The organism is Nonomuraea sp. NPDC049784 (assembly GCF_040659615.1).
Lineage (GTDB): Bacteria > Actinomycetota > Actinomycetes > Streptosporangiales > Streptosporangiaceae > Nonomuraea.
In genome coordinates this window covers 1-14,542 of the sequence record NZ_JBFAMX010000064.1, presented here as the reverse complement: position 1 = coordinate 14,542, position 14,542 = coordinate 1, and the positions used below count along the sequence as shown (strand labels likewise).

Below are 14,542 nucleotides of genomic sequence, written 5' to 3'. Positions count from 1 at the left end.
GCCGGGCTTTGACTCAGCCCGCGATCAGCTCGTTGGTTCGTTCGTACTCTTCCTTGGCCGACTCGAGCAAGTCGCGCCACGAGTCCACGTCAGGCCGCCGTCGAAGCAGTGCACGCCGTTCGCGTTCGGTCATACCGCCCCACACCCCGAACTCGATGCGATTGTCCAGTGCATCGGCGAGGCATTCGGTACGGACCGGGCAGCCCCGGCAGATGAGCTTGGCCCTGTTCTGCGCGGCGCCCTGCACGAACAGGGCATCCGGATCCGCACCCTTACAGGCGGCACGGGAGGTCCAATCCGTGATCCACATTGTTCGACCCCACTCCCCTTAGGTGGTCAGTCGTCATTTGGGGCCGACGGGCGCGGGCGCCGAGCCTCCGTATTCAGTTGCCGCAGAGGAGAACGTACGCAACTTCACCTTCGGGCCGACAGACCCCAGAGGACCAATTTCTCGCGGCAGTCTTGACCGGGAATGACTAGTCACCCCCATCAGTCAAGGTGAAATGGTGTCGTGCTACCGGAAAGGTCAGAGTTTCGACGTACCCTTGGTAGCGTGCAAGCGCAGCGCAAAGATCGTTCCAACCCTGTCCTCGGCATCCTGCGTCTGATCATCGCGGGAACCACTGCCGGGGTGCTCGCGGCCGCCGTGGCCCTTCCCGCGATCGGCGGGGCGGGGATCTCCACGAAGAGCGCTGTGGAAAGCCTCAACCTCAAGCCCGAAGAGCTCGACGAACCCCCTCTGCCCGAGCGCACGCTCCTGAGGGACGCGAACGGCAAGCAGATCGCGCAGTTCTACTACGAGAACCGCCAGTCTGTGCCCCTCGGCAAGGTCGCCCCGATCATGCAGACGGCCCTGATCGCGATCGAGGACTTCCGTTTCTACCAGCACGGGCCGATCGATGTTGAGGGAACGGCGAGAGCTCTCCTCAAGAATTTCTCGAGCGGCGGCGTGATGCAGGGCGGCTCGTCCATCACGCAGCAGTACGTCAAGCAGGTGCTGCTCAACAAGGCCGAGACGCCCGAGGAGCAGCAGGCCGCCATCGCCCCGACGCTCTCGCGCAAGCTGTCCGAGCTGCGCTATGCGATGGCCATCGAGAAGAAGTACACCAAGAACCAGATTCTCGAGAAATATCTGAACATCGCCTACTTCGGCGCCGGCGCCCACGGCGTCCAGGCCGCGGCCAGGCGCTTCTTCGACAAGCCCGCCTCCGAGCTCAACCTCGCAGAGGCGGCCACGCTCGCCGGCGCCGTACAGAACCCCGCCAGGACCGACCCGAGCGTCGGCCCCGAGTCGCGGGCGCGCCTGCTGCAGCGGCGCAACATCGTGCTCGACCGGATGGCCGAGATCGGCAAGATCTCGCTGCAGGATGCCACCGAGGCCAAGGCGAAGAAGCTGGGCTGGAAGAACATCAAGGCGCCCGGCGGCTGCGAGGCCAGCAAATTCCCGTACTTCTGCCTCTACGTCCAGTACGAGATCCTCAACAACGAGGACTTCGGGAAGAACCAGGACGAGCGCAGGAAGCTGCTCCAGCGCGGTGGCCTGGAGATCAAGACCACGATCGACCCGAAGATGCAGGCCGCCGCCGAGAAGGCGATCAAGAAGTACGTCTCCAAGAAGGACAAGCCCGTGGCCTCGCAGGCCATGGTCGTTCCCGGCACCGGCGAGATCAAGGCGATGGCCGCCTCGCGGAAGTTCGGCGGGAGCAAGAAGAAGAACGAGATGAGCTACAACATCGTGGCCGACGGGGCGCACGGCGGCGGGCGCGGGTTCCAGCAGGGCTCGACGGCCAAGGTCTACACGCTGGCCACGGCGTTGGAGGAAGGGCTCAAGTACGGCGACGGCTTCCCCGCCCCCGCGGGCTACACGGCCGGCGGCTACAGCACGTTCAAGAACTGCAAGGGCGAGAACGTCGGCGACCCGTCCCACACCGTGCGCAACTCCAGCGAGGGCGGCGGCGGCTTCAAGACGCTCGAGACCGGCACCTGGGGCTCGGTGAACACGTTCTTCCTCAGGCTGGAGCAGGAGGTCGGGCTCTGCAGCGTGGTCAAGATGGCCAAGAAGCTCGGGGTCAAGCGGGCCGACGGGGACAAGCTGTCCGAGGTGGAGACGTTCACGCTGGGGGTCAACGAGGTCGACCCCGTGACGATCTCCAGCGCGTACGCGGTGTTCGCCTCGCGCGGGCAGTACTGCAAGCCGCTCGCGATCACGGAGATCAAGGACAGGAACGGCACGGCCAAGCAGTACAAGCCGAAGTGCTCGCAGGTGCTGGAGGAGGAGGTCGCCGACGCGGTCAGCGGCATCCTGTCCGGGGTGTTCACCAAGGGCACGATGCGCGAGGTGGGCGGCATCGGGCGGGACGCGGCCGGCAAGACGGGCACGACCGACAACTACATGTCGGCCTGGTTCGCCGGCTACACCCCCAACCTGGCCTCAGCCGTCAGCCTGGGCGACCCGCGCGGCACCTCGTCCCACAAGCTGATCGGGATCACGATCGGGGGGCAGTACTACTCGTACGTGTACGGGGCCTCCATTTCCGGGCGGATCTGGAAAGACTCGATGATGTCCGCGCTGAAGGGGGTCGAGCCGACGGAGTTCACGCCGGTGGACCGGTCGCGGTTCGGCGGATGCACGGAGAACTGCGCGCCCAAGCCGCCCAAGAAGAAGGACGGCAAGGACGGGCAGGGGCCGCCTGGGGACGGCGGTGACCCGTTCGACATCTTCAACCCGCCGAACGGGGACCAGCCGGGTAACGGGCAGGGCAACGGGCGCGGGCGGTAGGTCACCGGCTCCGTCATCACGACCGGCCGCTGCCCAACCGCTACTTGCCCGCCAGACGCGCGCGGACGGCGGCGGCGACGCGTCCGCCCTCGGCCCGTCCCGCGATCTTCGGGTTGACGACCTTCATGACCTGCCCCATGGCCTGCGGCCCGGCAGCGCCGGTCTCCGCGATGGCGGCGTCGACGATGGCCTCCAGCTCCTCGTCGGAGAGCTGCGCCGGCAGGTACTCCTCCAGCACCGCCTGCTCGTCCAGCTCGGCCTGCGCCTGCTCGGCCCGCCCCGCGTTCCCGAACGCCTCGGCCGCCTCCCGGCGCTTCTTGGCCTCCTTGGTCAGCACCTTGATGATCTCGTCGTCGGTCAGCTCCCTGGCCTCCTTACCGGCGACCTCCTCGACGTTCACCGCGGCCAGTGCCATACGGATCGTCCGGAGACGTACCTCGTCCCGGCTCTTCATGGAGGCCGTCAGGTCGGCCTTCAGCTTGTTCTTCAATGCGCTCATGCGGTCCATCTTGCCGTCTAGGCGGACCGGCGCGGACGCCTCGCGCCGGATGTCGGGCATCATGAGTACGTGAGAAAAGCCGTCGCAGTGCCACTGTCCATGCTTGGTCTCGGCCTCGCCGGGCTGGGTTACGCCTCTGTGGTGGAGCGCAACTGGTTCCGCCTGCGGCGCTTCGACGTGCCCGTGCTGGAGCGCGGCCAGCGTCCCATACGCGTTCTCCACCTCTCCGACCTGCATCTGACGCCCCGCCGTACGATGCTCATCAACTGGGTGCGCTCCCTGGGCGCGCTGAAGCCGGACCTGGTCGTCAACACCGGCGACTCGATCGCCCACCCGGACGCCGTCCCCTCGCTCCTGTACGCCCTGGAGCCCCTGCTCTCCCGCCCGGGCCTCTTCGTCTACGGCTCCAACGACCTGTACGCCCCGAAGCCCAAAAACCCGGCCCGCTACCTCTGGCGCACGTCCAAGAACGAGCGCCGCCAGCACATCCCCACCCTGCCCTGGGAGGAGCTGGGAGCGGGCATGGCCGCCGAGGGCTGGCTCGACATGAACAACACCACGGCCCGCATCAAGGTGGGCGACCTGGACGTGGCGGTGGCGGGCATCCACGACTCCCACATCTCACGCGACCGCTACGATCTCGTGGCCGGTCCCGCCCCCGCGGACGCCGACCTCCGCCTGGGCGTCATGCACTCGCCCGAGCCACGCAACATGACCCGCTTCGCCGAGGACGGCTACCAGTTCCTGCTCGCCGGCCACACCCACGGCGGCCAGCTCTGCATCCCCTTCTACGGCGCCCTGGTCACCAACTGCGGCATCGACCGGGCCAGAGTCAAGGGCCTGAGCCGCCACGACAACGCCTGGCTCCACGTCTCCGCCGGCCTCGGCACCTCCCCGTACGCCCCGGCCCGCTTCGCCTGCTTCCCGGAGGCATCGTTGCTCACGCTCGTTCCCCGCCGCTGACACGGTCACAAGTACCTTGGGAGTCCGCTAGACTTTTCCAAGCACGCGCAAGACCGGCGTGCACCGGGGTGTAGCGCAGCTTGGCAGCGCGCTTCGTTCGGGACGAAGAGGTCGTGGGTTCAAATCCCGCCACCCCGACAGAGTTTGACCAGGTAAAAGGCCGCTTCCGAAGATCGGAAGCGGCCTTTCTTGTCTTCTGAGTGACTACCTCACCGATCGTCACAGCTCAGGAAGCCCACGGCACAGGACAGTGATGTCTATCGCTGTCCTTGATCAGCAGGATGCCGGCATCGGCCCTGCAGTCCTCTCAGTGTTTGATCTAGAGGGTAGGCGTGAGCTCTGACTACAGTGGCGACGGCTGGCGGTCGAGTGCGGCCAAAGCTGGTCAAAACTGGAGGAGAACAGGAATGCGAAGAACCTGGCCAGTGGCGTTGGCGGCCCTCGCCACGGTTGTCATGGGCGGCGCGACGCCGGCGAGTGGCGACGCGGTCGATCCGGTAACCGATTCGACGACGGCAGCGGTCTGCGGCAGCTCGTCGCTGAACGGCCCGGCCACACCGCCCTCCGGCGCGGTCGTGGTCCCTGCGGGCGACAACAGCGGCGTGGACTTACGCCAGGCGAACACCACGTACTACTTCGAGACCGGCACGCACACGCTGGGCACCGACCCGTACTCCCAGATCATGCCCGGCGACGGCGCGACGTTCATCGGCGCGCCCGGCGCGGTACTGAACGGGCAGCGGCTGAACCGGTACGCGTTCACTCAGCATGCGACCGGCGTCACGATCCGGTACCTGACCATCACCGGGTTCGTCGCGCCGCGCGATGAGGGTGTGGTCAACCACGACTCCGGCGATGGCTGGGTCGTGGAGCACAACACGATCCGCGACAACTCCGGCGCGGGGCTGATGGCCGGGGCCACAAACAAGATCAGTGGCAACTGCTTCAAGGACAACGGGCAGTACGGCCTGAACGCGTATAAGTCCGGCAACACCATCACCGGCCTGGTCGTGGCGGACAACGAGTTCACCGGCAACAACACCGAGGACTGGGAGCACCAGGTCCCTGGATGCGGATGTACCGGTGGCATGAAGTTCTGGGCGGTGAACGGTGCAGACGTGACCGGCAACTGGGTCCACGGCAACCACGGGCCGGGGGTCTGGGCGGACACCAACAACAACGACTTCCTCATCGAGGACAACCTCATCGAGGACAACGACTCGCTCGCGATCTTCTACGAGATCAGCTACAACGTCGTGATCCGGAACAACACCATCCGCGGCAACGCCTGGGCCTCCGGTGCCGAGCGGGCAGCGAAGGGCGACCCGTTCCCCGAAGCGGCGATCTACCTGTCCGAGGCGGACGGTGAGCCCCGCTTGACAGCGCGAACCAGCAAGATCGAGATCACCGGCAACCTGTTCGAGAACAACTGGGGCGGGATCACCGCGTGGGCGAACGCCGACCGGTTCTGCAACAGCCCAGCCTCAACGACCGGCGACTGCACGCTGATAGTCGGGCCGACCAACACCTCACAGTGCTCGGCTCCTGCCATCGCCAGCGAGCCGCTCTACACCAACTGCCGCTGGTGGACGAAGAACGTCGACATCCACCACAACACGTTCGCCTTCGACCCCAGTGCCGTCAACGGCGGCTGCCCAACGCAGTACTGCGGGCACATGGCCCTGCTGTCCAACTGGGGCACGTACCCAGACTGGTCCCCGTACAAGGGCGCCGTGATCCAGCAGTCGATCGTCCACGAATCGCACAACTCCTGGCACGACAACACCTATACAGGGCCGTGGCAGTTCAGGGTCACCGACATGGGCAGTCGCATCTCGCCCGGGCAGTGGGTCGGCCCCCAGTACGGCCAGGACGCCGGCAGCACGTTCGACGGCGGCACGCCCGTCCCGCCGTCGATCACCGAGCAGGACTTCGAGTCCGGCTCGACCACCTCGCCCTACGCCCCGTGGTACGGGGCCGGTCTGGCGCATCAGACCGGCGACGCGCATGGTGGCACGGGCTCGCTGCAGATGACCAGCACCCAGGCGTCTGGCAGCGCGGTGGCGCTTGACAACTACCCCGGATACAGCGGTGTGGTCGCCGGTACGAGTTACCACGTGTCGCTGTGGTACAGGGAGGCCGTGGCGACCATGCCTGCCGTCACGTGGAATGTTCGGTGGCGCGACGAGTCCGGCACGGTGCTGCGTACCGACGCCATCTCCCTGGCCCAGAAGACCGCCTGGACCGAAGCAGCCGGCACGTTCACCGCGCCCGCGGGCACGACCCGCGTCGACTGGACCTTTGTCTGGAACGCGAGCACCGCCGGGCCCGCGTTCCAGATCGATGATCTGGCAATCCGTACCGGGGAAGCTCAAGCAAAGACCTGAAGAACATGAGCCCGGTGACGGCGCTCCGCCCGCCTTCCTGAAACGCTACGCGCAAACGTGCGGCTGTAACACGGAAAACATGTTGCAGCCGCTCTGATGGGAGCAACATCCCGAGAAGGCGCGTGAAGCACCCGTCTTGAGGTCCCGGGACCGAGGTGCGGAAGGTACGCATCAGCTATCCGGACGGCACTTCAGCGGAGCCTCCGCTCGGGCCGCCAGGCGGTCCCGGCGGCGTCCGTTGGTTCTCCACCGAAGTGAAGTCTCGCCCGTTCAAGCTCTTCGCCGAAATGCAGGACGGTACGGTCACCGGCACCGTACAGCGCGTCCCCTCGGAGCGGTGACCGGAAACGATCCGTTCGCGAGAAGCAGGCCGCCGGCCACTCCCCAGCGGTCGCGTACGTTACTCGACCAGATACACAGCGTTCTGGTCACACGGGGACGTCGACGCGCCAAGCGAGCACGCGGCCGTAGTGAGACTGGCCGTACACGTGCAGGTTCCCGCGGACAGTCGCCGCAGCGACGGAGCATACCGGGCGGGCGAACGCGCCAAGGATGGCGAGGCGGCGCTGGGAGGCGGCGTCCCACAGCGCCACTGTGCCGTCCTCGGTCCCAGTCACCAGCAGGACCCCGTCACCGTGCTCGACCAGACTCAGGCAGGTGACGGTCGATGTATGCGGTATCCACTCCCGGCGTTCCCCGATGGTGGCGTCCCACAGGTGCACGTACCTCCCGCTGCCGACGGCGAGTACGTCAAGATCGGCGATTCGGCCCATGGCCAGACCCTCGCCGGCGTCGTCCACGCCGAGCGCCCGGATGTGCCGGCCGGTCAGCGGGCTCCAGAGGTCCACCTTGCTGCCGCACCTTGTGGCCAGCACCGGCTGATCCCCGGCCCTGCCGAAGGCGCTCTCGCTCAGCGAGAACCCCCACCTGGGCAGCTTGGCCACGCGCTCCTGTGTGACCGGGTCCCACACGTCGGCGCCGGCTGCGAGCAGCGCCCGGCCGTCGGCCTCGCCGAAGGCGAGAGCGGTGGGTGAGGCGTGATCCATGCCGCCGAAGGTGACCTGGCCACCCTTGGCATCGCCCTTCCGGGTGATCCCACGGATCTTGCTCAGTGGCTGCCACAGCATGGTGCCGTAGGCGGCACAGCCACTGCTCGCGATGTACGGCCGACCGGCCACATTTCCGGCTGCCAGTCCTCGGCAGCAGTGGTCATAAGGCGAGATGTCGCAGTCGTGGCCGCGGCCGCTCTGGCGGCAACCCACCGAACCGATCTTCTTTCCACTCGCCGCGTCCACCAGGAGCACCGTGTCACTGTGCGTGCCGACGGCCAGCGCGGGCACGCCCTGCACTGTGGTGAACAGCGCCAGCCCCGACCCGCCGTAGCCGGTCCGCCGGTGTCTGTGCGGCGTCTGTGCGTCCCAGACCTGCACCGTCCCGTCGAGACCGGCCGTGGCCAGGCAGAGGCGTCCCTCCAGGCGCCCGAAGGCGGCGGCCGTGATCAGGCGGGTGTCGGCGTCCAGGTCGACGTCCGTCTCGTGGCCCGGGTGCCAGATCACGGCCTTGGCGGGCCGTTCCCACGCCCCGACGGCTCCGGTGTGGTTCGCCACGAGCATCACGTTCTGCCCGGCGTGAGTGGTCATGGTCACCGGCCCCTGGTCGCGGTCGAACCCCTGGCTGGGGGTCCTGTCGCCGAGGTTCTCCAGTTTCAGGTAGACCACCTCGCGGCTTTGCACCGTGTAGCCCGGCGGGTGTTCGATCCGGACCACCACGGCGACTTCGGGCCGCCCGCTCCATACGCCCACGAGCAGGGGCGGAGCGAACCCGTCCTGCTCCATGTCCTCCCAGACATCGCTCGGTTCGGCGGTCCCCAGCTGCTCGCCGGTGGCGACGTCCCACACGTACAGCTCGTAGGGGCTCAGAGAGGCCAGTACGGTGCTCTCGCCCAGCTTCGCCACCGCGAGGTCGAGTATCCCGTCCCTCTCCTCCGCACGCAGCTCTCGCACGAGCTCGCCGGTGGCCGGGTCCAGCAGGTCGACGCGCCCGTCCTCGTCTTCGGCCGGGAAGCCGCGGTTGTCGAAACCGATCGCCACGGCGAGCAGCATCCGCCCACCCTCGGCCTCGACGAAGGCCATGGCTGTCGGATGGCCGCCGGTCGTGTCACAGGTGAACCCGCTCGCTCCGGTGAGCAGGTCCCAGGTGCGGATCGTGCCGTCGTGGTCGCCGCCGGCCAGCACCGGGCGGCCGTCCACCACGCCGAACGCCAGGGCGCGGACGCTCGCCGTATGGCCCTCCAGGTCCGGCCCTGACTGGTCGAACGCGTCGCGAAGCCGTACCACGTGGTCGTCGCCGCCACTGGCCACGAACGTGCGTCCCTCGAACTCGCCCATCGCCACCGCCCAGACCGGGCCGTCGTGGCGGGCCGTGCACACGTGGAAGGCCGTGGGCCGCTCGCCGGTTTCCCATGCCAGAGTCCATGTCCCCGGCCCTATCACATCGAATGCTGTCAGGGCTTCCGGTTCCTCGGCAGCGGCGGTCGCGCACAAGTACTCGAGCCGTTCGGGGCCGGGTAGAGCGAGAAGCCGCGGGAGCGCCCGGCGATAGGCCCGCAGCAGGGCCGGTGGGCACGATCCGCCGAGCGCGCCGCGGAGGAACGCCGGACCGGCTTCGTTCAATAAGGTGAGATCGAGCGTCATCGGCGCTGTCCCTCCTTTTGCTCTCGATCGGAACCGAGTTTGGCGAGCTTCGCCAAGTTCTCCGGCAGCCCGCCGCGCCCTGATCGCCCGGAACGTGCTCGGCGTCCAGCGACAATCGGGGCTTTCGCTCGGGCGATCCGTCCGGCCTCGGCCGGGTGCCGGCGCAGGTAGCCCTCGATGGCGGTGACGAACCGCGGGGTGAGCGCCAGGGCGCTTCTTCGAGGACTCGCGTCACGATTACCCGTGGAATGATGCCAAGTCACAATAGCAACGTACGGGTGATTCGCCCCATGTGTTGACAACCGTAGGCCTTCGCAGCGCGACACATGCTTTCGTCCGTAGCGGTGAGCGGGGCCCGGAAGAGGCGGCCCTCAAACTTTACCGAGCCCGAAAACCCTGACAGGCACGGCATTTCAGTACCGTTCAGCGGCCGATACACGCAAATCCCATTTTGCCCTACTTGCACTATCTATGGATAGATGCCTATCTTTTGCCTAATCAAGGCATAGATGGGACGACTTTCGCCGCATCGTTGCCGCTTCGTTGACCGGACCGTGCGCTGCCCTCAGAACTCTTCGTGGACAGCGTTCGGCCGCCGAATCCGCGCCTCGCGGAGCCGGGGACCCACCTCTTGGGGTGAATCGGACGCCAGCCCAGGCTGCGCCCGTAGGGCACTTCCAGGCCCGAACCCGTCAGCTAACCCGGTAGGCGGCATGGAAGCAAGGAGTCAATGCCGTCATGCCCAAGCCTCGGCTTGCCACAGTCGCCCACGCCCTCAAGAATCACTTCGATCCCCTCACCCAGCGCCTCAGCTTCGTCGTCGCCGGTGCGATCATCGCCGGGACCGCCGCCGTCGCCAGCGTGGCCGGCATGGCGCTCGCATCCTCCACGGAGAACGGCCCTGCGCACGCGGCTCAGCATGAGACCGGATCTCTCACGTATGGCCTGGACATCTCCAACTACGAGCCCCAGTACGACTGGAACGCCAGCACGGCCAAGTTCGGCATCATCAAGGCCACGGAAGGCACGAGCTTCCGCGATGCCTCCTTCGCCAGGCACTGGCTCCAGCTGGGCAAGAAGGGGATCGTGCGCGGGGCCTACCACTACGGCCACCCCGGCAACGACCCCGTCGCGGAGGCCGAGCACTTCCTGTCCGTGGTGAACTCCCAGCCCGCCAAGCCCGGCGACCTGCTGGTCCTTGACCTGGAGACCACGGACGGCAAGTCCGTCACCGAGGTCAACACCTGGGCCAAGACGTGGCTGTCGTACGTGAAGGCCAAGACCGGGATCACCCCGATGTTCTACAGCGGCTGGAACTTCGCCAACACCTACGGCAGGGGCCTGGCCCAGTACCCGCTGTGGGTCGCCCACTACAGCAAGGCCAAGGGATCGATCACCCCGCCCGCCGACTGGAAGTCCTGGACCATCCACCAGTACACCGAAACCCCCATCGACCAGAACGTCTCCGCACTGACCGCCGACCAACTGCGCAGCCTGGGCCGCCGCGCTGCCTGATCGGCGCCTGGAGCGCCTGGTACGGCAAGCGCGGCGAACGGGCCACCTCGCCAAAGCCGCAGCAACCACCACGGATCCACGAAGGAACGCTGCGAGTCCTTGAGCCGCACGATTGCGCCGTCCACGCCTACCTGTGGCTGCGTCACCTCATGTGTTCGGCCATGACCCGCCGCATGTCGGAGGCGGCCCGCAGGGTGCCCCGGACGGTGCCGGTGACCTTGGAACGGCCCGTTCTGCGCAGGTAGTCCACCTCCACCTCCGCGATCCGCCACCCGGAGGCGGCCGCGCGCAGCACCATTTCGAGCGGGTAGCCGAACCGGCGATCGTTCAGCCCGAGCGCCAGCAGCCGGGACCGTCCGGCGGCCCGCATGGGCCCGAGGTCGTGCAACGGCGCCCCGGTGCGGCGACGCAGGCCGCGGGCGATGACGGCGTTGCCGAGCCGGGCGTGCCAGGGCCAGGCGCCTGCCACGCGCGGCCGGCGGGCGCCGAGCACCAGGTCGGCGTGGCCGCCGATGACGGGTTCGGCGACTCTCGGGAGCTGGCGGGGGTCGAGGGAGGCGTCGGCGTCCATGAAGCAGACCACCTCCGCGCTCGCGGCCAGCAGCCCCGCGTGGCAGGCGGCACCGAAGCCGCGGCGCGGCTCGTGTACCACACGGGCGCCGAGGTCGCGGGCGACCTCTGCCGAGCGGTCGGTGGAACCGTTGTCGACCACCAGGGCACGGTATCCGTCGGGCATACGACCGAGCACCCAGTCGAGCGCGGCCTCCTCGTTCAGGCAGGGCAGGATCACCTCGACGGTCATGACCACGCGAACTCCTTCATGCCCGCCTCGAACCCGATCTCGGCGTGGAAGCCGAGCTCGCGGCCTGCCCGCTCGGGAGAGGCGACGATGTGGCGGACGTCCCCGAGCCGGTAGCCGCCGGTGATCTGCGGGGCCGGGCCGCCCCGCTCGGCGGCCAGTGCGGCGGCCATCTCGCCGACGGTGTGCGGGGTGCCGCTGGCGATGTTGTAGGCGCGCGGCTCGCCGGGATGCGCGGGCGCGAGGGCGGCCGCCAGGTTCGCCCGGGCGACGTCGCGTACGTGCACGAAGTCGCGGAGCTGGCCGCCGTCTTCGAAGACCTTCGGCGGCCGTCCCGCCTCCAGCTCGGAACGGAAGATCGCGGCGACGCCGGCGTAGGGGGTGTCGCGGGGCATGCGTGGGCCGTAGACGTTGTGGTACCGGAGTGCGACGACGCTGCCGCCGGTCTCCCTTGCCCAGTTCGCGGCCAGGTGCTCCTGGGCGAGCTTGCTGGTGGCGTAGGCGTTGCGCGGATCGAGCGGCGCGTCCTCGGCGATGGTGACGCAGCGGACCGGCATGCCGCAGTCAGGGCAGGCCGGGTCGAACCGGCCCCGCTCCAGGTCCCCTCTCGTGCGCGGGCCCGGGCGCACCCGGCCGTGCCCGGGGCACTCGTAGGAGCCCTCTCCGTAGACCACCATCGAGGAGGCCAGCACCAGCCGCTCGACCCGATGGCGCGCCATGGCCGCCAGCAGCACGGCCGTGCCGTACATGTTGATCGAGGCGTAGTCCGGCAGGTCGGCGACGTCCACGCCGAGACCGACCTTGGCGGCCTGGTGCACCACGAGGTCCACGCCCGGCAGCAGCCGATCCAGCACCGCATCGTCGCGCACATCGGCGCCGGCGCGCAGGTCGAGGCCGACGACCTCGTGCCCATCGGCTTCGAGTGCCTCGACCACGTGACCACCGATGAATCCGGCCGAGCCGGTGACCATCACTCTCACCTGGCCGACGCTAGCCCCGCCCCGCGGCCGGACTGTAGCGACGTTCGCACTTCGTAAGAGTTCTTATGGAGTACGAACGTCTGGCTCTCCAGCGGCCACGAACCGCCTCCGGGATGTGAGGCTGCCGCCGTGAAGCTCATCGTCGTGCTCGTGGGCCTGGCCTTCGTTCTGGTGCGGACGGTGGCCGGGGCGCCCGGTCTGGGCTGGTACCTGCTCGCCTGGGCGCTGTTCGCCGTGGCGGTGTGGCTGGCGCGGCAGGCGCCGGACAGGCGGCTGGCCGTCCTGGTCGTCGTCGGCGGCATCGTGATGGTCACGACCGGGCTGTCGGCGCCGCCGAGCAGCAGCACCGACTCCTTCCGGTACGCCTGGGACGGCCGGGTCCAGGCCGCGGGCATCTCCCCGTACGACCATCCGCCGGCCGACCCGGCGCTCGCCGGGCTGCGCGACGGCTGGCTCTTCCCCTCCGGGTGCGAGGCCCGCGGCCTGTGGCCGCTCCCGGACGGAGGGTGCACCAGGATCAACCGCCCCACCGTGCCCACCATCTACCCGCCGGTCGCCCAGGGCTACTTCCTCCTGGTTCACTGGCTCTCGCCGGACGGCGCCCGGCACAAGGTCCTGCAGCTCGGCGGCTGGGTGATGGCCGTCGTCGTGTTGCTCGCACTGTGCAGGTGGAACGTCCGGACGGCCGCCTACTGGGCGTGGTGCCCCGCCGTCCCCATCGAGGCCGTGAACAACGCGCACGTCGACATGCTCGCCGTGCTGCTGGTCGTGCTCGCCATGCGCGCCGCACGCGCCCGCGGGGCGCTGCTCGGCGCGGCCGTGGCGGCCAAGTTGCTGCCCGCCGCGACGCTGCCCGGCGCTCTGTCGGGAGTCCTGGCGAACGGGCTGGACTGGCGGCGCGTCCTCAAGATCCTTGTGCCCGCCACCCTGGTCGTGGCGCTCGCCTACCTGCCCTACGCGCTGGTCTCACAGGCGTCGGTCGTGGGTTACCTGCCGGGCTACCTGCAGGAGGAGCGCTACGAGAGCCCTGCCGACGGCAACCGCTACGCCCTCGTACGGCTGGCGATGCCGGACTCCTGGGCGCCCTGGGCCGTGATCGTGCTGCTCGTCCTGGTCGCTCTCTACGTCCTGCGGTACGGCGATCCCGAACGCCCGTGGCACGGCGCGCTCATCGTCAGCGGGTGGCTGCTGCTGCTCTTCACGCCGGGCTACTCCTGGTACGCGCTGCTGGTCGTCGCGCTGGCCGCGATGGACGGCCGGTGGGAGTGGCTGGGGGTGGCCCTGGCGGGCGGGGTCGCCTATGTCGCGGGCCCGATGGCGCGCGACAGCCCCGCCACCGCCTTCTACATCGCGGCGGCGCTGGCCGTGCTGGTCGGCTGGACCGTACGCCGGCGATCGGGCACAGGACCGGCAACCCCTGGATCCTCTCGCTCGGCTACGGCCTCGACTTAACCCTCGCTTCTTCGCACTCGTCTGCCTCCGTCTCGTAAGGACCACGCATGTCGCCTAGCCGTACGGCGCAAATCATGATCATCGCCAAGGAACCGGTGGCCGGGCGGGTCAAGACCCGGCTGACCCCGCCGTTCAGGCCGGAGCAGGCCGCCGCGCTCGCCGAAGCCGCCCTCCGCGACAGCCTGCGCGCCGTGTCCGAGACGCCCGCCGCCCAGCGGCTGCTCGCCCTGGACGGACTGCCGGGCAGCTGGCTGCCCGCCGGATTCGCGGTCATCCCCCAGCGCGGCTCGGGCCTGGACGAGCGCCTCGCGGCGGCCTTCTCGGACGCCTACCGGCTCCGGCCGGACCCCGTCGTGCTGATCGGCATGGACACCCCGCAGGTGACTCCCGCCCTGCTCGGCGAGGCGGTCGATGCGCTGGGACGTCACGACGCGGTCTACGGCCCGGCGGCCGACGGCGGCTTCTGGCTGCTCGG

At 68.7% G+C, this 14,542-nt stretch carries 11 protein-coding genes, 1 tRNA gene and 1 riboswitch; of the genes, 7 read left to right on the top strand and 5 right to left on the bottom strand.

The window, feature by feature from the left end; genetic code table 11:
* Positions 1 to 13: 13 nt before the first annotated feature.
* Entirely contained in the window at positions 14 to 310 is a 297-nt protein-coding gene (locus AB0J09_RS16525) for a WhiB family transcriptional regulator (RefSeq protein WP_090771382.1), read from the bottom strand.
* Between the two features lie 243 nt (positions 311 to 553).
* Between AB0J09_RS16525 and AB0J09_RS16520 the strand changes: the two genes are divergently transcribed.
* Complete coding sequence (locus tag AB0J09_RS16520; RefSeq protein ID WP_360690797.1) at positions 554 to 2,779, top strand: transglycosylase domain-containing protein; 2,226 nt, start codon at positions 554 to 556, stop codon at positions 2,777 to 2,779.
* A gap of 40 nt (positions 2,780 to 2,819) precedes the next feature.
* Here AB0J09_RS16520 and AB0J09_RS16515 read toward each other — a convergent pair whose 3' ends face one another.
* Positions 2,820 to 3,278: a GatB/YqeY domain-containing protein gene (locus tag AB0J09_RS16515; protein ID WP_360690794.1), complete on the bottom strand. Its 459-nt coding sequence runs from the start codon at positions 3,276 to 3,278 to the stop codon at positions 2,820 to 2,822.
* A 99-nt stretch (positions 3,279 to 3,377) separates the two neighbouring features.
* On the opposite strand from AB0J09_RS16515, the gene AB0J09_RS16510 reads away from it, so the two are divergent.
* The 3 genes from AB0J09_RS16510 to AB0J09_RS16500 all read left to right on the top strand — a co-directional run bounded on the left by AB0J09_RS16510 (position 3,378) and on the right by AB0J09_RS16500 (position 6,628).
* Positions 3,378 to 4,241, top strand: coding sequence for a metallophosphoesterase (locus tag AB0J09_RS16510; RefSeq protein ID WP_360690855.1), 864 nt, complete (start codon positions 3,378 to 3,380; stop codon positions 4,239 to 4,241).
* Between the two features lie 64 nt (positions 4,242 to 4,305).
* Positions 4,306 to 4,379, top strand: a tRNA-Pro gene (locus AB0J09_RS16505).
* A 269-nt stretch (positions 4,380 to 4,648) separates the two neighbouring features.
* Positions 4,649 to 6,628 (top strand): right-handed parallel beta-helix repeat-containing protein, encoded by a 1,980-nt coding sequence (locus AB0J09_RS16500; RefSeq protein ID WP_360690791.1) that lies wholly within the window; start codon positions 4,649 to 4,651, stop codon positions 6,626 to 6,628.
* A gap of 428 nt (positions 6,629 to 7,056) precedes the next feature.
* Here AB0J09_RS16500 and AB0J09_RS16495 read toward each other — a convergent pair whose 3' ends face one another.
* On the bottom strand, positions 7,057 to 9,321 hold the full coding sequence (locus AB0J09_RS16495) for a hypothetical protein (protein ID WP_360690788.1): 2,265 nt from the start codon (positions 9,319 to 9,321) through the stop codon (positions 7,057 to 7,059).
* Positions 9,322 to 9,904: 583 nt separating this feature from the next.
* Positions 9,905 to 10,047, top strand: a riboswitch (cyclic di-AMP (ydaO/yuaA leader).
* A gap of 12 nt (positions 10,048 to 10,059) precedes the next feature.
* Here AB0J09_RS16495 and AB0J09_RS16490 point away from each other — a divergent pair.
* Positions 10,060 to 10,836, top strand: a complete 777-nt coding sequence (locus AB0J09_RS16490) for a GH25 family lysozyme (protein WP_360690785.1) — start codon at positions 10,060 to 10,062, stop codon at positions 10,834 to 10,836.
* Between the two features lie 142 nt (positions 10,837 to 10,978).
* On the opposite strand, the gene AB0J09_RS16485 is transcribed toward AB0J09_RS16490, so the two are convergent.
* Complete coding sequence (locus tag AB0J09_RS16485; RefSeq protein ID WP_360690782.1) at positions 10,979 to 11,638, bottom strand: glycosyltransferase family 2 protein; 660 nt, start codon at positions 11,636 to 11,638, stop codon at positions 10,979 to 10,981.
* Positions 11,635 to 12,615 (bottom strand): NAD-dependent epimerase/dehydratase family protein, encoded by a 981-nt coding sequence (locus AB0J09_RS16480; protein ID WP_360690779.1) that lies wholly within the window; start codon positions 12,613 to 12,615, stop codon positions 11,635 to 11,637. Before AB0J09_RS16480 ends, AB0J09_RS16485 begins: the two co-directional genes overlap by 4 nt.
* A gap of 129 nt (positions 12,616 to 12,744) precedes the next feature.
* Between AB0J09_RS16480 and AB0J09_RS16475 the strand changes: the two genes are divergently transcribed.
* Together AB0J09_RS16475 and AB0J09_RS16470 are read left to right on the top strand one after the other, a co-directional pair.
* Positions 12,745 to 14,067, top strand: a complete 1,323-nt coding sequence (locus AB0J09_RS16475) for a glycosyltransferase 87 family protein (RefSeq protein ID WP_360690777.1) — start codon at positions 12,745 to 12,747, stop codon at positions 14,065 to 14,067.
* 74 nt (positions 14,068 to 14,141) lie between these two features.
* Positions 14,142 to 14,542 (top strand): DUF2064 domain-containing protein (locus AB0J09_RS16470; protein ID WP_360690773.1); only part of this gene is annotated, 401 nt, incomplete at its 3' end.